Below are 21149 nucleotides of genomic sequence, written 5' to 3'. Positions count from 1 at the left end.
CCAAGTGATGTTGCACCGATAGTCCGATACCTCCGCCCAAAAAACCCGACAGAACCGGGCATTCTGCAAAGAAGATCAAGTTAGGCAGCCCTAACTTCTTCCCGGCAAACGGTTCCAATCTTGAGGGTTGACAGGACTAAAGGTCCGAGTTCTACTGGTCGCAATTCGCCACGGACCACGGAGGCCCTGTGAGCATCTCCATGCTTCTCTCCATGGCGGCGGCCGCGTTCGCGGACCGCGTCGCCCTCGGGCGCAGAGCGGACGGCATCACCTTCGCCGGCCTTGAGCGGGACGCGAACGCCGGGGCCACCCTGCTTCGGGAGGGCGCCGCGGGTTCGGTCGCGTTCATCGGCCAGAACTCACCGCTGCTGCCCACCCTGCTGTTCGCCGGCGCCGCCGCCGGACTCCCGCTGGCCCCGCTGAACTATCGGCTGCCTCGCGATGTGCTGCGCGGCCTGCTCGATCGGCTGGACGCACCGGTGGTCATCGCGGACTCCCGGTACGTCGAGATCGCCAGGAGCACCGGTCACCGCGTCATCGCGGCCGAGGAGTGGCTGTCAGCCGCCAGAGCGACCGAGCCGGTGCCCGGCCCCGAGGCCGATCCCGGCTCCGCCGCGGTCCTGCTGTTCACCAGCGGTACCACCGCCGACCCCAAGTGCGTCGTGCTGCGCCACTCCCACCTGCTCTCCTACGTCCTGGGCACGGTGGAGTTCGCCACGGCGGACGAGCGCGACTGCGCCCTGGTCAGTGTCCCGCCGTACCACGTGGCCGGGATCGGCTCAGCCCTGACCAACGTGTACGCGGGCCGCAGGATGGTCTACCTGCCGGACTTCGACCCCGCCTGCTGGCTGGAGCTCGTGCGCTCGGAGAAGGTGACCGGCGCGATGGTCGTGCCCACCATGCTGGCGCGTGTCGTCGAGCATCTCGGCGGGGCGGACGCGGACTGCCCGGCGCTCGCCTCGCTCGCCTACGGTGGCGCGCGCATGCCGCTGCCGGTGCTCGAACAGGCCCTGCGCGCCTTTCCGGAGACCGGATTCGCCAACGCCTACGGCCTGACCGAGACCAGCTCCACCATCGCCGTACTCGGGCCCGAGGATCACCGCAAGGCGGTCGAGTCCGACGATCCGCTCCTGCGGGCTCGGCTCGGCTCGGCCGGTCAGGTCGTGCCCGGCATCGAGGCACAGATCCGGGCGGAGGACGGATCGGTCCTCGGCCCGGGACTGACCGGCGAGCTGTGGGTCCGCGGCGAGCAGGTGTCCGGGGAGTACCGGGGAGCGGGCTCGGTGCTGGACGCCGACGGCTGGTTCCCCACCCGCGACCTCGCCTGTCTCGATGAGGACGGCTACCTGTTCCTGAGCGGCCGCAACGACGACACCATCATCCGCGGCGGGGAGAACATCGCGCCCGCGGAGGTGGAGGACGCGCTGCTGACCCACCCTGCGGTGGCGGAGGTCGCGGTCGTCGGGGTGCCCGACGACGAGTGGGGCCAGCGACTCGTCGCGGTCGTCGTCCGGCGCGAGAACGCACAGGCCGATGTCGCGGAGCTGCGCGCGCACGTCCGCGGCCTGCTGCGCGGCTCCCGGACACCCGACGAGGTCGTCTTCCGCGCCGAGCTTCCCTACACGCCGACCGGAAAGATCATCCGCCGCCACCTCGTCGCCCAGCTCGGCCCGCCCGCGGAGAGCTGAGCCAGTGCCCGTCCAACGAGGGCCGATGTCGCGGACGTGTGCCGCGTACCGGTCCCCGAACCTGCGAAAAGCCGCGCGGGTACCCGTTCAACGAAGGAGTCGATCATGAGTACCGAGGCCGTCGGCCTCCGCGCCGGGCTGCGCCTGAAGAGTCAGGTGTGCGCCACCGAGGTCATCGTCGTCCGGCCGGGGACGCGCCCGCTGTCGCTCTGCTGCGGCGGCGCTCCGATGCTCGGACGTGACGCGTCCGGCTCAGCGGAGGTGACACCCGCCGCGGAGCGGATGCGCGGGTCACTGCTCGGCAAGCGCTACACCCACCCCGACGACGACGCCGTCGAGGTGCTGGTGACCGTGGGCGGCGAGGGCTCGCTGTCGGACGGCGAGACCGACCTCGTCCTCAAAGAGGCCAAGCCGCTCCCGGCCAGCGACTGATGGGGCCGACGGACGGCGCCGTCCTCCTCGTCCGCGCCGCGGTCGGAGTGATCTTCATCGTGCACGGTCTCAACCACGCCTTCGGCGGCGGAAAGCTCGCCGGAACGGCCCGCTGGTTCGCGGGCCTGGGCATGCGCCATCCCAGGCTGCAGGCCGTCATGTCGGTCGTGGTGGAGGTGGCGGCGGGCACGGCACTCGCGCTGGGACTGCTGACACCGGTGGCGGCGGGCGCGCTGGTCGGTGTCTCGGTCGTCGCCGGACTCACCGCCCACGCCCGCAACGGCTTCTTCGTGTTCAAGGACGGTTACGAGTACGTACTGCTGCTCGCGGTGACCTGCCTCGCGATCGCCCTCGCCGGTCCGGGCGGAGCCTCGCTCGACGCGGTGCTGGGAATCGACGCCCTCGCCGACGGGTGGATCCGGCTGGCGGTCGCCCTGCTCGTCGGCGTGGGTGGCTCGGCCGCGCTGCTCCTCGCGACCTGGCGACCGGTACGGGAGCGGGCCTGAGCCCCGCTCCCATTCCCCGATCTGCTCCGGCTCGTATCCGAAACAGGGGTCTGGGCCGCACCCCCATCCGTCCTGCCCGGCAGGACCGACCAACGGAGGTTGAAATGAACAAGGACGATCTGATCCTGATCAGTGTCGACGACCACATCGCCGAGCCCGCGGACATGTTCCACGCCCATGTCCCCGAGAGGTACAAGGACCAGGCCCCTCGGGTGATTCTTGAGGACGACGGGGTCCAGCAGTGGTACTACGGCGACCTGCGCGGCCGGAACATGGGCCTCAACGCGGTGGCCGGCAAGCCGCGCGAGATGTACAACATCGACGCCAGCAGCTACGACGAGATGCGGCCCGGCTGCTTCAACGTCGACGAGCGGGTCCGGGACATGAACGCGGGCGGCCAGCTCGCGGGCCTGAACTTCCCGAACTGGACCGGGTTCTCCGGGCAGGTGCTCAACCAGGGGCCGGACCGCGACCTCAACCTGATCATGATCAAGGCGTACAACGACTGGCACGTCGACGAGTGGTGCGGCGCCCACCCCGGCCGGTTCATCCCGTGCGGCATCCTGCCGCTGTTCGATGTGGAGGAGGCCGCCAAGGAGATCAGGCGGCTGGCCGACAAGGGCTGCCACGCCGTCACGTTCTCGGAGAACCCCGAGGCGCTGAACATGCCCAGCATCCACACCGACTACTGGTACCCGCTGTTCAAGGCGGCCTCGGACAACAACACGGTGCTGTGCTGCCACGTCGGTTCGTCCTCGCGGATGCCGATGATCTCCTCCGACGCGCCGCCGAGCGTGGCGATGTCCATCTCCTCGATGATGAGCACGTACACCCTGCTTGAGCTGATCTGGGCAGAGTTCTGGGGCAAGTTCCCCAACCTGAAGTTCTCCCTCACCGAGGGTGACATCGGCTGGATCCCCTACTTCCTCTGGCGCTCCGAGCATGTGCTCAACCGCCACTCCGGCTGGACCAACGCCACCTTCCCCGAGGGCTACACCGGTCCGACCGACGTGTTCAAGAAGCACCTCTACACCTGCTTCATCACCGACAAGGTCGGCCCCCAGCTGATCGACCACTTCAACGAGAACCACGTGTTCTGGGAGTCGGACTACCCGCACTCGGACAGCAACTGGCCCTTCGCGCCCGAGGACGTCATCGAGACGATGGGCCACCTGCCCGACTCGGTGATCAACAAGATCACCCACGAGAACGCGATGAAGGCCTACTCCTTCGACCCCTTCAAGCACATCCCCAGGGAGCAGGCGACCGCCGGATACCTCCGGTCGCTGGCCACCGACGTCGACGTGGTCACCCATGTCGGCCGCGAGGCCAGCCAGCGCGACCGCGACGCCTGGGCCCGGATGACCCGGTTCGGCCAGGCCCGCACCCGCCAGGACGCCTGACCCCCAGTGATCGGCCGCCCGCCCGTCCCCCTCGGGCGGGCGCCGTATCCCCCCACATCACCACGCGAGGTAGAGATGACGCAGCGCACCCCCTACGCCGGACTCAGAGTCCTGGAGATCTCGGCGGGCATCGCCGCCTCCTACTGCGGCAAGATGTTCGCCGACGCCGGCGCCGAAGTGGTCAAGATCGAGCCACCGGAAGGTGATCCGATGCGCCGGTGGAGCGCGTCGGGCTTCCAGCCCGCCGCCGACCGGAGCGGCGCGCTGTTCGGCTATCTCAACGCGGGCAAGAAGTCCGTGGTGTCCGGCACCGCGGAACTGTTCTCCGACGTCGATCTCGTCGTCACCGACGGATCGGCGGGCTGGGACGTCGACGCCGTACGCCGGCTGCTGCCACCCGGCTCCGCGACGGTGGTCGTCTCGATCACCCCCTTCGGCCTCGACGGGCCCTACGCCGAGACCGACCTGCCGGTCAACGAGTTCGTACTGCAGGCGATGTGCGGGTCCATCGGCGGCCGCGGCTGGCCCGGCGAGATGCCGCTGCAGGCCGGAGGGCGGATCGGCGAGTGGGTGGCCGGCTCCTACGGCGCCGTCGCCGCCGCCGCCGCGCTGCGCCGAGGCAGGCGTACCGGGCAAGGTGATGTCGTCGACGTGTCGACGTTCGAGGCCATGGTCATCACGATGGGCGGCCTGTCCGCGGTCGCGGCCGGCCTCCCCGACGGGGGGCAGGGCCTGCCGCCGAGGAACCTCGAACTGCCCTCGATCGTCCCCACCGCCGACGGCCTGGTCGGGTTCTGCACCATCACCGCCCAGCAGTTCGCCGACTTCCTGGTGCTGATCGACCGTCCCGACCTGGTCGAGGACGCCGACCTGGCCTCCTTCGCCGGCCGCCTGCGGCGGCGGGAGGAGTTCGCCGAGATGGTGGAGAACTGGGCGGCCACCCGAACCACGGCCGAGATCGTGGAGTTCGCCGCCGCGCTGCGCATCCCCGTCGCGCCCATCGGCACCCCGACCACGGTCACCGAGATCGACCACTTCCGCGAGCGCGGCGTCTTCGTCAAGAACGCGAGCGGCCACCCGCAGCCACGGGTTCCCTACCGCAGCGAGGCGTTCGGCACCGTCGACCCCGGCGAGGTGCCGGACCTCGGTACGCACGACGGCCTGGTGAGCTGGCCGGTACGAGACCGGGTCCCGGCGGCCGAGGACGCGGCCGACCCGGCGGCCCGTCCGCTCGCGGGGCTGCGGATCGTGGACTTCACCGCCTTCTGGGCCGGTCCTTCGGCCACCCAGACCCTCGCCGCGCTGGGCGCCGAGGTCATCAAGGTGGAGGGTCTGCGCCGCCCCGACGGGATGCGTTTCTCCGGCGGCCGGCCCCCGACCGTCGACCAGTGGTGGGAGTGGGGCCTGTTCTTCCTCTGCAACAACAGCGACAAGCTCGACCTCACCCTGGAGCTGAGCCTGCCCCGGGCCCGCGAGGTGGCGCTGCGCCTGATCGCCACCGCCGACATGGTCATCGAGAACTTCTCCCCCCGGGTGATGAGCAATCTCGGCCTGGAGTGGGACGCGATCAGGGCGGCCAACCCGCGCGTCACGATGATCCGGATGCCGGCGTTCGGCCTCGACGGGCCGTGGCGCGACCGGGTGGGCTTCGCCCAGACGATGGAGCAGGCCGGCGGCATGGCATGGATGACCGGTGCGGCCGATGGTCCGCCGCTGATCCCCCGCGGCGTGTGCGACCCCCTCGCCGGGCTGCACGCCGCGTTCGCCTCGATCGCCGCCTTCGAGGTCCGCGATGCCACGGGGGCAGGCATGCAGGTCGAGTCGACGATGGTCGAGGCCGCGCTCAACGTCGCGGCCGAGGCACTCCTGGAGGCGAGCGTCAACGGCCGGGAGCTGCGGCGCGACGGCAACCGCGGTCCGGGCGCCGGCCCGCAGGGGGTCTACCGCTGCGCCGGGGACGACGAGTGGGTGGCCCTGGCCCTGCTCGACGACGACGCCTGGCCCGCGCTCGCGCGGCTTCTGGGCCGGGACGATCTGGCCGGCCGCGCCGACCTCGCCCACGAGCCGGGCCGGCGGGCGTCGGCCGACGAGCTGGACGAGGCGATCGGCTCATGGAGCGCGCGTGTCGACGTGGGCGACGCGGTGGACCGGCTCCGGGCGGCCGGTGTCGCCGCCGCGCGGGTGAGCCCCGCCGCCGACCTGCTGACCGACGCGCAGCTCACCGCCCGCGGGTTCTGGGAGCCGGTGACACATCCGACCGCCGGAGAGTTCCTGACCGCCGGGCTGCCGTTCCGCCTCGCCAGTGTCGGCGAGCCGTGGTTCCACACTCCGGCGCCCCTGCTGGGCCAGCACAACGAGGAGATCCTCACCGGCATCCTCGGGATGGACTCCGACGAGATCCGGGTCCTGGCCGAGGAGAAGGTGATCGGTACCCGGCCGGCGGGCCTGTGAGGCGGCCCTCGGTACGCACGTTGCGGATGCACTCCTTCGCGAGCGAGTTCGAGCGGCTCACCGCGCTCACCTCGGCCGCCGGAGTCGACCCCGCCGACGTGGTGCTCCCCGCCGAGGGCCTGGTGCGGGCCGACGACGGGGTGCGGCTGCACTACCTGGAGTGGCCAGGCCCGGCCACCGAGCCGCTGCTGCTCTTCCTGCACGGCGGCGGGTTGCACGCGCACTCCTTCGACAGTGTCGGGCCGCTGCTTCGGCGACTCGGGCGCTGTGTCGCGCTCGACCTGCGCGGGCACGGGGAGAGCGACTGGGCGGGGCCCGGCGGTTACGGCACCGACGCCATCGCCGCGGACCTCGACACGGTGACCGCGAGCTTCGAGGCCCGGCGGGTCGTCCTGATCGGGCACTCGATGGGCGGCATGGCGGCCCTGGTCTGGGCCGCCCGGCGCCCGGCGATGCTGGCCGGGCTGGTCGTGGTCGACGTCGGCCCCGACATCGACGCCGCCTCGGGCCGGTCCGTCAACGAGCTGATCTCCCGGCGCCCGTTCTTCGCCGACCTCGACGAGGCCGATGCCTTCCTCTCCGGCGTGCTGCCGCGTACCCGGGAGGCGGCCACCTCAGGGGTGGCCCAGAACCTGACCTGGACCGACGACGGCCTGCTCACCTGGAAGCACGACACGGCACAGTTCCATCCGGAGACGGGCAGGATCGCCTCTCCGGACGAACTGCGACAGGCCGCCGCGCGGATCACCTGCCCCACCCTGGTGCTGCGCGGCGAGCGCAGCCGGGTGTTCAGCGACGAAGGGGCGGCGGAACTCGCCGCGCTCATCCCCGGCGCTCGCTGGGAACGGATTCCCGACGCCGGGCACACCATCCAGACCAGCAATCCCCGCGGCCTCGCCGACGCGGTGACCCGTTTCCTACGCGACCAAGATGATGAAGGAGCCGAGTGATGGCGATCAGTCTCTGCATTCCGCCGCGGCAGGGGGAGCTGTGCGCGCCCGTCCGGTTCGACCTGACCGGCGAGCACACCTTCCTCGAACTGACCTCGCGGCACCGCGTGACGAAGGTCGAGCAGGACGAGGTGAAGGGCGGCGTCGCGGTCTGGGTCGACATCACCGACCCCGAGACCTCCCGGCCCGTCCACGTCCGGTTCAGCGTGCTCCCGCTGGACGGCGAGGTCTCCCCGCGCAGCCGGCTGCTCGGGGAGATCGAGCGTGACGGCGAGCGGCTCGGCGTCTACGGGACGTACCTGGGGGTGGTCTCGGAGGAGAACTGACCGTCCGCCGCTCGCGGGAACGCACCGCCGCCACCGGCCGCCTCGGCGAGATCGGTGGCTCCGGCATGCCCGGTCACTCGTCGGGCAGGTCCTCCGGTGGCGCGTCGTGCTGGCGCAGGCGGCGCCGGAGCAGGCCCTTCGGGCGGGTGACCTTCAGCTCCGGATGGTCTGGGTCGTAGTCGGCGATGCGATCGCGCAACTGGCGCACGTTGCCGTACTCGAAGTGGGCGGCGCGCAGCAGGTAGTCGCCGATCGCGGTCCCGTACTGGACACGCTCCTCCTCGTCGAGGCCGAGCTCGTGGCTGCGCCTCTTGCCCCAGACGAGGTCCTTGATCTGCTCCTCCAGCTGCTCCAGCCGGTCATCGAGGATCTTGACGAGCTCGTAGGGCTCGGTGAACCTGCCGAGGTAGACCCGGAGCAGCGCGGGGTTCTTCAGCATCACCGGCTCGTCGACCGGCGGGCTTGAGACCCACTGCCGGAGCACTTCCTCACCGCGCTCCGTGGTCTGGTACAGGGTGCTCCGCCTGACCCTGCCGATCGTCACCTCGCGCTCGGTGACCAGCCCCAGGTCCCCCAGTCTGCGCAGCTCCCGGCGGATGTGGCTGATGGCGGGGGACCAGTAGAACCAGCGCAGCGTGTAGTCGCACCGGACCTTGATCTCGGCGGCGGACAGCTCCTCGTCGAGGACCGACAGAACGCCCAGAACCGTGTAGGCGGTGGCGGGGAGCGGTGCACCGATCTCTGCCTCGGGCTCGTCGTCCACGGGCTCAAGTCTAGTGGCGGGCGCGGCGCCGACGGCACGGCCGTCCCGTCACCCACTGACCTATCCCCCGGATGGGGGATCTGTCGCTCCACCCGGGCGCGATGTGTCGGAGCGGCTCGACCGGAAGTGTTGAGGTATTCGACATTTCCGGAGGTAAAGCTATGAAGATCCGTGGAGTGGGCGTCCTCCTGATCGCGCCCCTCCTGGCGGCCTGCGGGGCCGGCCCCTCATCAGATCGGCCGGATACGCCGACTGCCGGCCCGTCATCAGCCCTGGCGGTCTACCAGGAACTCGTCGCCTGCATACGCCGGCACGGCGTCCCGAACCTCCCCGATCCTGTCGTGGACGCCCAAGGGGAGGTTCAGGTGAACACCACCGCGCAGATCCCCGCGGCGGCGAGGACCGCGTGCGCGTCCATCGCCGAGAGGCTGCCCGCGGGGGCGGGCAAGGGTCCGGTGTACAGCGCCGCCGACATGGCCCAGCTGAGGCGGCTCGCGCAGTGCTTCCGCGACCACGGCATCGCCGACTGGCCCGACCCCAACGCCAGGGGCGAGTTTCCACTGCCGCAACGGCTGAGAGATCTGGGCAAACGCGGTTGGCGGGACCAGCTTCCCGCCTGCCGGCAGTACTTCGTCGGCAAGAGTCTCCTGGTCACAACAGACTCGGGCAACAACGGATGAACCGGGCGATCGCGGCGCTCACGGGCGCCGTTGTGCTGGCGGGTGCCGTTGGTGCCTGGGCGGTGTTCCGGGCCGACCCCGCGCCGGCCGTCACCCCGCGCGCCGCCACCAGGACGGCCGAAGTGCTGCGAACGGACGTGGTCCAGCAGCAGCAGGTCAACGGCATCCTGACTCACGAAGGCAGCTTCCAGGTGCTCGGCAACGGCGCGGCGATCACCCGGCTGCCCGCCGTCGGCACCGTGATCACCAGAGGCCGCGCTCTCTACGAGGCGGCCGGCCGCCCGGTCCCCCTGCTGTACGGCTCCCGCCCGATGTGGCGGACCCTCGCCCTCGGCATGAGCGACGGCGCCGATGTGCGACAACTCGAAGCGAATCTGCGTGCGCTCGGCTACACCGGCATCACGGTCGACCGGCACTTCTCGCTGTCCACCTACCATGCCGTCCGCAGATGGCAGCACGACGCGCACCTCCCGGTGACCGGCAGCGTACCGCTGGGCCAGATCGCGTTCCTCCCCAAGCCTTTCCGGGTGACGGGACATGACGCGAACCTCGGCACGCCCACCCGGGGCGTGGTGCTGCGCGGCACCGGCACGACCCCGATCGTCTCGGTCCGGCTCGACCCCGCGCAGGCGCCGAGCGTCAAGGTGGGCGCCCGGGTGGTGGTGACGCTGCCCGACGGGACGACGAGGAGTGGCCGCGTACGGACGGTGAGCCCGGTGGCCTCCACCACCGAGGGCCAGGACGGGCAGGCGCGCTCGACGGTGCCGATCACAATCCGCCTGTCGGGTCGTCCGGGGCACACACTCGACCAGGCGCTGGTCCAGGTGGCCCTCACCAGCGAGGAGCACAAGGACGTGCTCGCGGTGCCCATCGTCGCGCTGTTGGCCAGACCGGGAGGGGAGTTCGCCGTCTCCTCCGCCGGACGCCTCATCCCCGTCCAGGTCGGGCTCTTCGACGAGAGCGCCGGCCTGGTCGAGGTCGTCGGCGTGCCCGAGGGCACCCGCGTGGAGGTGCCGGCCGGATGAGCGCGATCCTGGAGTTGCGGGAGGTGTGGAAGGTCCACCCGGGGGACCCACCGGTGGTGTCGGTCCGCGGCATCGACCTGAGCATCGACGTAGGCGAGATGGTGGCGGTCCTCGGCCCCTCGGGAGCGGGGAAGTCGAGCCTGCTCCATCTCATGGCCGCGCTCGACCGCCCCACGTCGGGTTCGGTACGGCTGGCGGGACACGCCGTACAGGACCTGAGAGATCGTGGTCTCGCGGGGCTGCGCGCCCACCACGTCGGTATGGTCTTCCAGCAGTTCTCCCTGCTGGACAGTCTCACCGCGTTGGAGAACGTCGCCACCGGGCTGCTGTACCGCGGCGTCCGCGGCCGGCTCCGGCGGGAGAACGCGGCGCGGGCCCTGGAGCGGGTGGGGCTCGGCCACCGGGTCGGGCACCGCACGGGCAAGCTGTCCGGCGGGGAGCGCCAGCGGGTCGCGATCGCCCGGGCCCTCATCGGGAATCCGGCGATCGTCTTCGCCGACGAGCCGACCGGCAACCTCGACTCCGCCAACGGCGCGCAGATCATCGCGCTGCTGCGGGAGCTCAACGCCCAGGGAACCACGTTGGTGATCGTCACCCACGACCAGGAGGTGGCCGCCGCCTGCCCGCGCCGGATCGAACTGCGCGACGGGCAGGTGGTCGCATGAATCCACCGACGTCGTGCGTGCGTGTCTCGGACCTGCTCCTCATCGGAACGCTTGGACTGCGGACGCGGCGGCTACGCGCCGTGCTCTCGGGCCTGGGGATCGCGATCGGGATCGCCGCCATCGTGGCGGTCGCCGGGGTGACCGGGTCGAGTCAGGCCGCGCTGCTCGCCCAGATCGACCGTCTCGGAACCAACCTGCTGACCGTCACGAGCGGCACCGGCTTCTCCGGCACCGAGCGGGAACTCCCGGCGGAGGCCACCCCGATGCTGCGCCGGATCGACGGTGTGCTCGGCGTCGCACCGACCGCCCAGCTGGCCGGGCAGAACGTGTACCGCAACCGGCTCGTCCCCACCGGTCAGACCGGCGGCGTGGCCGTACGAGCCGCTGATGTCTCGCTGCTGGCCACGCTGGACGGGCGGATACGCCTGGGCAGGTTCCTCGACACGGCCGCCGCCGCCTACCCGGTCACCGTGCTCGGTCACGACGCCGCCGCCACTCTCGGGATCACCGCCATCGACTCCGGCACCCGGGTGTGGCTCGGCGGACACTGGTTCACCGTGGGCGGCGTCCTGGAACCGTTCCCGTTCGCCCCCGAAGTGGACGGGTCCGCGCTGATCGGGTTCCCCGTGGCCGAGTCGATGTTCGCGTACGACGGACATCCGAGCCGTCTGTACGTCCGCGCCCAGCAGGAAAGGGTGGCCGAGGTGGCGGCGCTGCTGGGAGCCACCGCCAACCCGGCCGGTCCCGACCAGGTCGATGTGAGCCGCCCCTCCGACGCGCTCACCGCCCGGGTGGCCGTGGCGCAGTCGGCCGCCACTCTCTTCCTCGGGTTGGGAGCGATCGCGCTGCTGGTCGGAGGCATCGGGATCGGCAACATCATGGTGATCTCGGTGCTGGAGCGGCGCCGCGAGATCGGCCTGCGGCGGGCTCTAGGTGCGACGAAAGGTCACGTCGCCGGGCAGTTCCTCGCCGAGTCTCTGGTGCTGAGCGCGCTCGGGGGCGCCGCGGGCGTGCTGATCGGCTGCGCGGTCACGGTGGGCCTGTCGACGGCGCGTGGCTGGAGCGCGCAGATTCCGGTCGAGGCGCTGTGGGGCGGTCCTGTGGTCGCGGTGGTCGTCGGCGCGATCGCGGGACTCTACCCCGCGTTGCGTGCCGCCAGGCTCGCGCCGGCCGAGGCGTTACGCTCCGCCTGAACTCTCACCGTCCATCCCCTGGTCCAGGGCCTCATCCAGGCGGATGAGGCCCTGCTGCAGTCCGAAGATGGCCGCCTGGGTCCGATCGGTGAGGCCGGCCTTGCCCAGAATGCTGGACACGTGGGTCTTCACCGTCTCCCTGCCGAGCTTCAGCAGCTGGGCGATCTCGGCGTTGGAGCGTCCCCGTGCCAGTTCGCCGAGCACCTGGATCTCGCGCGGGGTCAGGAGATCCAGCGGGTTTCTCCGGCGGCCGTGCCGCACCCGGTCGATCAGCAGGGCGGCGGTGCCCGCTTCGAGGACGCTGCCGCCCTCCGCCGCCGCCCGGACGGCCTCCACCACCCGGTCCACGGCGGTCGTCTTGGACAGATAGGACAGCGCGCCGAGCCGGACGGCCTCGATCACCCGCTCGTCCTCCACGAACGAGGCCAGCACGATGACCGCCGGACCGTCCGCCAGCTTGCGCAGCACTGCCAGGCCGTCCATGCCCGGCATGACCATGTCCAGCAGCATCACATCCGGGCGCAGCTCGGGGATCGCCGCCAGCGCCTGGGCGCCGTCGGCGCACTCGCCGACCACCTCGATCCCTTCCTCGTGGCTCAGCACGAACCGCAGACCCTGGCGGACGACCTCGTGATCGTCGACGATCAGCACGCGGATCACGAGCGGTCTCCGGAAACCGACAGGACGGGTGCCACCGTCAGCGTGGCGGTGACGACCGTGCCCTGGCCGGGCGCCGTGCGCAGGGAGAACACGCCGCCCAGTTCGTCGATGCGTTCGCGCATGAGGAGCAGGCCCATCCCGTGGTTCACCGCCGCCACCGAGGGGTTGAAGCCCTTTCCGTCGTCACGGATCTCCACCCGCACGGCTTCCGCCTCGGTGGCCAGCCGTACCTCCACCGTTCCCGGATCGGCGTGCTTGATCGCATTGCCCAGCGCCTCCTGGACCAGGCGCAGCACGGCGTGTTCCGCGGCCGGCGAGAGAGGCACCTCCTCCAGATAGGAGTCGACCCGCAGGCCCAGCCGGGCCTCATAGGCACGGCACAGTTCTTCGATCGCCGGCACGAGCCCGGTGTCCTCCAGCGCGATCGGCCGCAGCTCCAGCAGAAGCGCCTGCATCTCGCGCATCGCGCGGGTCGCCGTGCGCTCCATCGCCCCAGCCTCGCCACGCAGTTCCTCCGGCGCCGCCCGGCGCATCCCGGCGGCCAGCAGGCTCAGCGAGAACAGATCCTGGGAGATCGAGTCGTGCAGTTCGCGAGCGATCCGGCCACGTTCGGCCTGCCGCGCCTCGGCCTGTCCCGCCCGGCGCTCGGCCTGCAGGGCCGATCGCAGCCGTTCGGTCATCTGATTGAACGACTCCTCCAGACGGCCCACCTCGTCCCCCTCGGTCACCGGCACGCGCGGACGGAAGTCGCCACGTGCCACCACGCCGGTGATGTCCGCCAGGCGCCGCACCCGGCCGATCAGCCGACGGGTGCTCAGCAACCCGAAGATCAGCCCGACCGGCACGACCAGGATCAGCACCAGGACACCGGGGGCCAGCAGCGGCAGCAGGGAGCCGAGCGTGCTCTCGGAAGCGCCATAGCCGATCGGCGCCTGGACGTAGACGTAGCCGGCCACCTCGTACTCCGGAGCGACCGTCGGCCTCACGGTGGACCTGAGCAGGTCAGGAGAATAGAGCAGCACCGGGCTCAGCCACCAGGTCGCGCCTCCGGTACCCATACCCAGCTTCCCGCCGCCCCCGCCACCTTCCCCGGGGATGGTCACATCCAGCCGCCTGCCACGCGGGTACGCGTCCGGAGCCGAGCTGGCGAGGACCACGCCGTCGATGTCGACCAGAGCCTCGACCGGCTGATCAAGGGCCTCGCCCATGGTGTACGGAATCGGCACACCCTGGTCCTGGCCCACTCTTGTCCCGTTGAGGGAGATGTCGTCTCGCGCCATCTTCTGAGCCACGATGAGCTTGTCGGTCATGACGGCGCCGGGATTGGCCGCGTTGACGTCGCTGACCGTCAGGCTGAGTACCTTCGCATCCCGGCCGGCCCGGGTCTGGAGGCGGTTCTGCAGATCGGAGGCACCGATGAGCGGCGGCACGTAGACGCCCAGGATCACCGCCTCGACGACCACCACGGCCGCCGCCGTCACCAGCACGTACGATGCGGCCATCCGGCCCCTGAGGCCCATGGCGACAGCGTAACCTCAACGCGGAAGACCATCCTCCCCCTGGCGGGGGAGATCTCGATTCCAGCGCGGAATGCCGACGTTGCTCACACCTGGGGCGGCAGGTGCTGGTCGTCAACAAACCCCTTCTTCCGTGGCCGGCAGGGGACAGGCCGGCACCCGTCGGGTCGCGATGATCAGGTGCACGACGTTCTGGGGCTGCTCCTGCCTGAAGGCCTGCAGGTCGGGGCCGTCGCGGACGGACACCAGGTAGCAGCCCGAGCGCGGGCCTATGGTCACCGTGGCGACGCGCCTGCCCTGGGAGTCGATCACGACCAGTTCGGGCGGATGCCGCTCCGTCCACGAGCGGGGAACGGATAGTCCGGGCCAGGTGGGAGCGTCCGTACGGTCGGCGAAACCCAGGCTGATCGTGTGATGGCGGTGGGCGCGGATTCCCCGCTCGAACAGGAGTCGCTGAACGACCGCCAGCGCCCGGTCGTGCCGGTTCGCCGTCGCCTCGTCGATCATTTCCCGATATCCAGCCCGTACCGCACGCCGTGTCATCCGTCCTCCAAGGTCGGAATCATCGGATTCGGATGGCGAGAAACGCGATGCACACCATCACGGCGACCTTACGGAACATGACGACCGGCAGTGTTCACAGTTTCCCGTGAACAATTCTCCCGGGTAAATCTAGAAGACCATTCGACTTTCCAGGCCGCGTAACTGCTCAGGGACGGTGCGGTAATAGGCGCCCAGCTGCCTGACGGTCTCTCTCGCCGTAGGGTGGAATCGTGTCATCTGGGGGGCGATTCGCTCGGCGTTGAGAACTCGGCTGAGTGCTCTGTCATGATCCCTGAGCCACAGATGTGCCCTGGACATGTCTATCTCGTGATGTGCCCTACGTTCGGCGTACATCCTGGCAGGCGGGATGAAACCCGAGTCCAGCCGAATCGCCCTGTCGTAGTCACCAAGTTCCGTCGCCACCACACATCCGTGAATCACCGCGTTGACGGGATTCACCTGCAGCCCGTACGGGTCTGGCCGGGTTCGCGAGTCGATGCGGGCGGCTGTTTCCGCCGCGAGGCCGTGGTGCTCCCAGGCGTCCGACTCGTGCCCCAGCCGGGCGGCGGAGACGGCCGCGCGCAACTGGAGGGAGCCGTAAACCTGCAGGCCTGCCGGATCTGACCGGTCCACGTCGCTCGCCGCCCGCCTCACCATGGTCAGCGCGATGTCACCGGACCCCAGGGTGAGCAGCAGCAGCGCCCGCGACAGCGAGACCAGGTGCCGCAGGTGCGGGTCGTCGGCGCGCAGCGCGGCGGTCGCGGCCCGCTCGACGGCGACCTGCGCCAGGTCGTTGTAGCCCAGGCGGCGGGTCAGGGACACCGCTATGGCGTACGCGTGGTTCAGCAGGCGCCACGCCCTCGGAGCGTCCGACTCGACCGCGTGGACCGTCAGCTCCTCGATGGCCGACGGCAGGCGCCCACCGAGCCTGACATGGGCGGCGGCCCCCTGCAGCTTCTGGAGTTTGACCAGTTCCTTGGCGAGCTCATCAAGTGACCGGGGAGGGACCTCCAGCTCCGGGGAGATGTCGGCGTAGGTGAGAGCACGCCTGATGGCGGGCATCGCCGCGTGCACCGCGTCGGTGCGTCTGTCGGACCCTCGGTAGGGCTGGCCGTTGATCTCCGCGGCATCGACCCCGCAGGCCCTTGCCACAGCCGCCACAAGCGAGGGAGTGGCCGGTTTATGACCCGCCTCGACCTGCGCGATCAGGCTGCGGGAAACATTGGCCCTGGCCGCCAGGCCGGTTTGGGTGAGCCCTCTGCGTTTACGCGCCCTGGCAATTCGACGCCCAGTGCTTTCATTCTGACCGCCGCCCAGGTCGGGGTCCCATTCATGCCTGGCCATCTCGCCACCTCCTCTCGCTCACGCGATGTCTTCACGATAGCGGCCTGAGCATTTCACCGAGATGAACATTCCCAACAACCGGTTCTCTTTCCAAGAGGTCTATGTCGGGTCTGCTGTGAATCATAAGAGCCGGATCGGGGCGGCGATGAACCGGGTCTGCGCACGGTGGATGGCGGCGCGTTCGGCATGGCGAGAAGCCGGTACGCCTGGCAATATCGCGAGCATCGACTCCACGACCGGCGTACCGCGGGCGAGGCCGGGCGGCGCCCCGCCGGCCCTGACTTTCGGCAGGTCGCCGGGGAAGAACGCGTTTCCGAGCCCACCGCGAAGTACGATCGATCAATGACCGAAATGACCGAAACCACGCCCGGCTGGCTCTCTCCCGAAGAGCTGGAGTCGACCCGCGCACGAATGCCGATCCTCTACGTCGACGCCGTGCCGGTGCGAGTCGACGAGGCCGGGGTGGTCACGCATGTCGGCCTGCTGCTGCGCATCGGAGCGGACGGGACGGTCAGCCGCGCCCTCGTCTCCGGCCGGGTGCTGCACCACGAGCGGGTCCGCGACGCGCTCATCCGCCATCTGGAGAAGGACCTCGGCCCGACGGCACTGCCCAACATCCCCGCCTCTCCGCAGCCGTTCACCATCGCCGAGTACTTCCCGACGCAGGGCGTCACGCCCTACCACGACCCCCGGCAGCACGCGGTCTCCCTCGCCTACGTCGTCCCGGTCGCGGGTGACTGCCGCCCCCGGCAGGACGCCCTCGACCTTGTCTGGTTCACTCCCGAGGAGGCCTCGTCACCGCTGGTGCAACAGGAGATGCTCGGCGGTCAGGGCACCCTCCTGAAGCAGGCCCTCGCCTACGTCGGCCGCCTTTCCTGACCTTCCGACGGCGGAAATCCCCGCCGGCGCGAGGAGAGCGGGCTGCTGTGCCCCCTCTCTGCGCCGGGCTCACTCAACGCGCTGTCTCTGCCGCTGCCACCGCACCTGATTCGGAGAGGCTCAGCGGGTGCGGCTGGCCAGGAAGCGGCGCCATTCCGGACGGGTTCGCGCGAGTGCTCGCAGCGAGGCCGGAACCTGGGGCCTGGGGTCGTTGCGGTCCAGGCGCAGTTCGGTGAGCGCGGTCAGCTCACCCAGCCACTCCGGCAGCTCGGTCAGCCGGTTTCCCTGCAGATCGAGCTTGGTCAGGGAGGTGAGAGCCCGCATCGACTCGGGAAGGGCGGTCAGCTTGTTCTTGCCCAGGCCGAGGGACCTGAGGGCGGTGAGTTTGCCGATCGACTCCGGCAGCTCGGTCAGCCCGGTGTTCCACAGGCTGAGAGAGGTGAGGGCGGTGAGGTTCCCGATCGACTCCGGCAGGCCGGTCAGTGAGGCGCATCCCATACCGAGATGCTCCAGAGCGGTCAGCTCGCCCAGCCACGGAGAGAGATCGGCGGGCCGGCTGTATGCCAGGTCCAACCAGGTGAGGGCGGTGAGACGGGCCATCGACGCCGGGAAACAGGCCGGCTCGGCATACCACATGCGGAGCCTGGCGAGCCGGGTGAGGTCGCCGATCCACTCGGGCACCTCCTCCAGGTCATGGAGGTTGCTCAGGCCGAGTTCGGTGAGACCGGTGAGCTCGCGCATCGAGTCGGGGAGGCGGCGCAGTCCGGTCACCGAGACATTGAGGTAGATCAGTCCGGTCAGCTCGCCGATCCATTCGGGCAGGGCGGTCAGCTCACGGTTGCCCCCGAGGTCGAGCTCGGTCAGCGCGGGCAGGTCGGTCAGGAACCGGGGAAGCTCGGTCAACCAGTTGGATCTCAGGCGCAGCACCCGTAGACCGGGAAGCTCGGCCACCTCCTCGGGCACCCGGAGCAGGCCGAGACCCGACAGGTCCAACGTGTCAGACCCCTCGCGCAGGTACGTGTTCATCCGCCGCCGAGCGGTCCGAAGCACGGAATCCACCGCTGCCACCCTGATTTCTCCTTGCCGTCAACAAGATGTGATCGGCGATCACGGTAGCGATGAGGACTTGCGACCCGGTTGTGGATCATTGGACTTGTTTCGCCCTCGGGGCGCGGGACCGCTGATCACAGCATGATCGCGAGTTGGGCAAGACATCGCCGGTACGCGGTGAAAAGCGCGTCGCCGGAAGCGGTGACTTCCTTGGGCAAGCCCTCCCACCGCGAATCATGCGAGCCGTGCGACCATGACAGCGAAGGTGACGGCGGAACGAGGAAGCCGGTGTGAACCCGGCGCGGTCCCGCCACTGTGATCGGCGAGCGGACCCCGATATCGCCACTGCCCGGGTACGGGTGGGAAGGCCGGGCGAGCTTGGACCCGAGAGCCAGGAGACTCACGCCGTCGCCTCCTCAGCGAAATTGGGGCGGAACTCCCCAAGAGAGGAAGGCGATTGCCATGCCGTGCGACTCACGTGCCGGTGCTCCACCCGGACTGCTGCCCGCCGCCCCGGCCGTGGTCGCCGGCGCGGTCGCCGACGTCCGCGCCATCGGCGGCTACTTCGGGATCGAGACAGGCGAGGCCGAGGCCGGATGGCGGCCGTTCACCGATCTGTGGACGGATCCGGGCGTCCTGGAGGCGAGAATCCACGACATGGCCGGACGACTGGACACCACCGAGCACCGGGTGGCCGCCTCGATCCTGTTCCAGGGCCTGGCCGCCCGCCTGTGGTCACCGTCCATCGGCGCCGTGGTCGCGCACGACCTGCTCATCGACCTGGCCCCCGAGCACCTGTACTGGCGGCCGGCCCCCGACCCGCTGCCGCTGCGAGCCACCCGGCTGTCCGGCTGGGGCATCCGCGACCCCGCGCGGATCGCCGAACCGGTCTACCGCGGCATCATGGCCGAGATGCTGGAGCCGCTCGCGGAGGCGGTCCGGCGGATCGTGAAGATCGCGCCGGGGCTGTTGTGGGGCAATGCGGCCTCCGCACTGGCCGGAAGCGTCGGCGCCTTCATCCACCGACGGCCCGACCTCAGCGCGAAGGCCGTGCGGCTGGGCCGCGAACTGCTGGACCGGGATCTCCTGCGCGGCACCGGCGAACTGACCGAGCCCGTACCCGGCCGTCCCTTCTTCGTCCGTCGCAGCTGCTGCCTGTACTACCGCCTGCCCGGCGGCGGCATGTGCGGTGACTGCGTCCTGCTGCCGGCCCGCCGGCCACAAACCCACCGCCCTGGCTGACGCTCTTCACTTCGCGCTCTCCCAGTCCGGTTCACCTGGAGGCGGTCAGCTACGTCCGACGACGCCGAGGATGCCCGGCTTGGTGAAGTCGACGGTGGTCTTCTCTCCGTACTCGTTGTACTCGGAGCGCCACGCCTCGACCGGGACGATCCCCGGCTCCAGCAGTTCCATTCCACTCAGCAGCTCGGCCAGCTGTTCCGGGCCGCGCGAGGTGAGCGCCCCCGCGCTGGTCGAGCGGTAGACCTGCTGCCCGGCCTCGTGCACCTCGGCGCTGACGTTGGCCTCGAAGGCGTGCGTGACGATCAGATGGCTCCCCGGGGCCAGCCGTTCGCGGATCGTGGTGATGATGTGGGCGACCAGGGCGTCGTCGGGAATGAAGTGCAGCATCGAGATCAGCAGCACCGCGACGGGCTGGGTGAAGTCGATGGCGCTCTCGATCTGCGGGTCCGTCAGGAGCTTCTCGGGTTCCCGCATGTCGCCCTGGATGACAGAGGTGAGGTGGTTCTCCTCCAGGAGCGCACGGCCGTGCACCAGGACGATGGGGTCGTTGTCGACATAGACCACCCGGGTGTCGGGCGCGATGCGATGGGCGACCTGGTGCACGTTGTCCTGCGTCGGCAGTCCCGACCCGATGTCGAGGAACTGCCGCACGCCCTGGCGCACGAGCAGCTCGACGACTCGCGAGAGGAACGCCCGGTTCGCCCGGGTCATCTCGCGGATACCGGGCACCACCCGCATGAACTGTTCCGCGGCCGCCCGGTCGGAGGCGAAGTTGTCCTTGCCTCCGAGGTAGTAGTCGTACATTCGAGCGACACTTGGGGTGTTCGGGTCGATACCCGCTGGAACAGCCTCTTGCTTGGTCATGCCCTCACCCTTCCTTGTCTTCGCAAAGGGTATGGGAAATCCACAAGATAATGGATCTTTGCCGACAAATCATGGGCGAGCACAGCCCCGCGCGCTCCGGAGTCCCGGGGCCTACCCGTCCCGATGCAGCGAACTGGAGCTGTTCTCGGTGCTCCAGTAGCTCTGGTGACCGGGCTCCCAGGTCCAGGTCTCCGTACGGTCACCGTTCCTGACCGTCAGTGTGCCCGAGGGCTCGTAGTCCTCCGACAAGGGGGACCAGGGCGGCGGGGGTTCAGGATCGGCGTACGCGACCGGCGCGGCGAGCGCCACCGCCGAGGCGGCGAGAACGACGGTGATGAGATAACGGACAATGAGCATTTGCTCCCCCAGAAGGTGTAAACGGTACGGCGGGGATATTTCCTCATAAAAGGCAAAGAGAACCACGCCGATGATCAAGACTCTGACCGATTCGCATTCGGCACGGCCGCCCGCTCCGGGACCGCTCATCCCGGCGAGAACCGGCGGGTCTCCGCCGAGAGCCTGATCGTCGACGGCGGGCATCCGGGTATCCCACCGGATTCCACTCGGGCCCGGCTGCACTGGACCGATCCCACTTGGTGGGAGCTTGGCGCCCGGCATGAGCGAGCGAGGCCTCGGCCGCTCGGTCGCCCTCGGAAGCTGTGAGCCAAGACGGCGGCGCGAAGGACGCCAAGCCTCCGCCAAGGAGCGTCGGCCAGCCTGACGGTGTCCAACCATCTGGCCCTGCACACCAGGTCGGGGCCCTTCTCCCAGGAGAATCTCAATGGCGCGCGGTCTGTCCACCAACCACAACGAGACCGTCCTCAACCGTGGCCTGTCCACCAACCACAACGAGACCGTCCTCTAGGACGGCCGATCATCGACTGCCGTTCCTCGCCGGAGACGCTCCGCCGGGGAACAGCCGGTTAAAGAACGAACTCAACAACGTATAACCGCGCAACAGAATACAA

Annotated in this window: 21 protein-coding genes and 1 riboswitch; of the genes, 13 read left to right on the top strand and 8 right to left on the bottom strand. The window is 69.9% G+C overall.

Annotated features, from left to right (window positions below; translation table 11 throughout):
• The first annotated feature begins 188 nt into the window (after positions 1-188).
• The 7 genes from ABZ260_RS08160 (at position 189) to ABZ260_RS08130 (ending at position 7756) form a co-directional block, all read left to right on the top strand.
• Positions 189-1688 carry a long-chain fatty acid--CoA ligase gene (locus tag ABZ260_RS08160; protein WP_355614230.1) on the top strand — a complete coding sequence of 500 codons (1500 nt, stop codon included), beginning with the start codon at positions 189-191 and terminating at the stop codon, positions 1686-1688.
• A 105-nt stretch (positions 1689-1793) separates the two neighbouring features.
• Positions 1794-2120, top strand: a complete 327-nt coding sequence (locus ABZ260_RS08155) for a hypothetical protein (protein WP_350929215.1) — start codon at positions 1794-1796, stop codon at positions 2118-2120.
• Positions 2120-2626, top strand: a complete 507-nt coding sequence (locus tag ABZ260_RS08150; RefSeq protein ID WP_355614227.1) for a DoxX family protein — start codon at positions 2120-2122, stop codon at positions 2624-2626. Before ABZ260_RS08155 ends, ABZ260_RS08150 begins: the two co-directional genes overlap by 1 nt.
• Before the next feature lie 104 nt (positions 2627-2730).
• Entirely contained in the window at positions 2731-4029 is a 1299-nt protein-coding gene (locus tag ABZ260_RS08145) for an amidohydrolase family protein (RefSeq protein ID WP_350929219.1), read from the top strand.
• 75 nt (positions 4030-4104) lie between these two features.
• Entirely contained in the window at positions 4105-6480 is a 2376-nt protein-coding gene (locus tag ABZ260_RS08140; protein ID WP_355614224.1) for a CoA transferase, read from the top strand.
• 26 nt (positions 6481-6506) lie between these two features.
• A complete protein-coding gene (locus ABZ260_RS08135) occupies positions 6507-7430 on the top strand; it encodes an alpha/beta hydrolase (RefSeq protein WP_355614221.1) in 924 nt (307 codons plus the stop codon).
• A complete protein-coding gene (locus tag ABZ260_RS08130) occupies positions 7430-7756 on the top strand; it encodes a hypothetical protein (protein ID WP_355614218.1) in 327 nt (108 codons plus the stop codon). Before ABZ260_RS08135 ends, ABZ260_RS08130 begins: the two co-directional genes overlap by 1 nt.
• A gap of 73 nt (positions 7757-7829) precedes the next feature.
• On the opposite strand, the gene ABZ260_RS08125 is transcribed toward ABZ260_RS08130, so the two are convergent.
• Positions 7830-8519, bottom strand: a complete 690-nt coding sequence (locus tag ABZ260_RS08125; protein ID WP_355614215.1) for a hypothetical protein — start codon at positions 8517-8519, stop codon at positions 7830-7832.
• A gap of 161 nt (positions 8520-8680) precedes the next feature.
• Between ABZ260_RS08125 and ABZ260_RS08120 the strand changes: the two genes are divergently transcribed.
• The 4 genes from ABZ260_RS08120 to ABZ260_RS08105 are packed head-to-tail and all read left to right on the top strand — an operon-like array spanning position 8681 to position 12082.
• Positions 8681-9199 (top strand): hypothetical protein, encoded by a 519-nt coding sequence (locus tag ABZ260_RS08120; protein WP_355614212.1) that lies wholly within the window; start codon positions 8681-8683, stop codon positions 9197-9199.
• Positions 9196-10224, top strand: coding sequence for a peptidoglycan-binding domain-containing protein (locus tag ABZ260_RS08115; RefSeq protein ID WP_355614209.1), 1029 nt, complete (start codon positions 9196-9198; stop codon positions 10222-10224). Before ABZ260_RS08120 ends, ABZ260_RS08115 begins: the two co-directional genes overlap by 4 nt.
• Positions 10221-10889: an ABC transporter ATP-binding protein gene (locus ABZ260_RS08110; RefSeq protein ID WP_355614206.1), complete on the top strand. Its 669-nt coding sequence runs from the start codon at positions 10221-10223 to the stop codon at positions 10887-10889. The genes ABZ260_RS08115 and ABZ260_RS08110 overlap by 4 nt, the downstream gene beginning before the upstream one ends.
• The gene (locus ABZ260_RS08105) at positions 10886-12082 is read left to right on the top strand and encodes an FtsX-like permease family protein (protein ID WP_355614203.1); all 1197 of its coding nucleotides are present in this window, start codon (positions 10886-10888) and stop codon (positions 12080-12082) included. The genes ABZ260_RS08110 and ABZ260_RS08105 overlap by 4 nt, the downstream gene beginning before the upstream one ends.
• Here the strand turns inward: ABZ260_RS08105 and ABZ260_RS08100 are convergent.
• From ABZ260_RS08100 to ABZ260_RS08085, 4 genes are all read right to left on the bottom strand, one after another.
• Positions 12068-12742 (bottom strand): response regulator transcription factor, encoded by a 675-nt coding sequence (locus tag ABZ260_RS08100; protein ID WP_355614200.1) that lies wholly within the window; start codon positions 12740-12742, stop codon positions 12068-12070. The genes ABZ260_RS08105 and ABZ260_RS08100 overlap by 15 nt on opposite strands.
• Positions 12739-14262: an ATP-binding protein gene (locus ABZ260_RS08095; protein WP_355614197.1), complete on the bottom strand. Its 1524-nt coding sequence runs from the start codon at positions 14260-14262 to the stop codon at positions 12739-12741. Before ABZ260_RS08095 ends, ABZ260_RS08100 begins: the two co-directional genes overlap by 4 nt.
• A gap of 111 nt (positions 14263-14373) precedes the next feature.
• On the bottom strand, positions 14374-14802 hold the full coding sequence (locus ABZ260_RS08090) for a hypothetical protein (RefSeq protein WP_355614194.1): 429 nt from the start codon (positions 14800-14802) through the stop codon (positions 14374-14376).
• A gap of 129 nt (positions 14803-14931) precedes the next feature.
• Positions 14932-16146 carry a helix-turn-helix transcriptional regulator gene (locus ABZ260_RS08085; protein ID WP_355614191.1) on the bottom strand — a complete coding sequence of 405 codons (1215 nt, stop codon included), beginning with the start codon at positions 16144-16146 and terminating at the stop codon, positions 14932-14934.
• Positions 16147-16488: 342 nt separating this feature from the next.
• Between ABZ260_RS08085 and ABZ260_RS08080 the strand changes: the two genes are divergently transcribed.
• Entirely contained in the window at positions 16489-17025 is a 537-nt protein-coding gene (locus ABZ260_RS08080) for an NUDIX hydrolase family protein (protein ID WP_355550304.1), read from the top strand.
• A gap of 120 nt (positions 17026-17145) precedes the next feature.
• Here the strand turns inward: ABZ260_RS08080 and ABZ260_RS08075 are convergent, their stop codons facing one another.
• Complete coding sequence (locus ABZ260_RS08075; RefSeq protein ID WP_355614188.1) at positions 17146-18084, bottom strand: leucine-rich repeat domain-containing protein; 939 nt, start codon at positions 18082-18084, stop codon at positions 17146-17148.
• 266 nt (positions 18085-18350) lie between these two features.
• A riboswitch (cobalamin riboswitch) is annotated at positions 18351-18477 on the top strand.
• 60 nt (positions 18478-18537) lie between these two features.
• Here ABZ260_RS08075 and ABZ260_RS08070 point away from each other — a divergent pair.
• The gene (locus tag ABZ260_RS08070) at positions 18538-19317 is read left to right on the top strand and encodes a (2Fe-2S)-binding protein (RefSeq protein ID WP_355614185.1); all 780 of its coding nucleotides are present in this window, start codon (positions 18538-18540) and stop codon (positions 19315-19317) included.
• Positions 19318-19362: 45 nt separating this feature from the next.
• On the opposite strand, the gene ABZ260_RS08065 is transcribed toward ABZ260_RS08070, so the two are convergent.
• Positions 19363-20181, bottom strand: coding sequence for an SAM-dependent methyltransferase (locus tag ABZ260_RS08065; RefSeq protein WP_355614182.1), 819 nt, complete (start codon positions 20179-20181; stop codon positions 19363-19365).
• A gap of 111 nt (positions 20182-20292) precedes the next feature.
• The gene (locus tag ABZ260_RS08060; RefSeq protein WP_355614179.1) at positions 20293-20538 is read right to left on the bottom strand and encodes a hypothetical protein; all 246 of its coding nucleotides are present in this window, start codon (positions 20536-20538) and stop codon (positions 20293-20295) included.
• Between the last annotated feature and the right edge of the window lie 611 nt (positions 20539-21149).

The sequence above is a fragment of the Streptosporangium sp. NPDC006013 genome (assembly GCF_040614275.1).
In the GTDB taxonomy this organism is placed as follows: Bacteria; Actinomycetota; Actinomycetes; order Streptosporangiales; family Streptosporangiaceae; genus Streptosporangium.
This window is presented reverse-complemented; position numbering and strand designations above follow the sequence as displayed.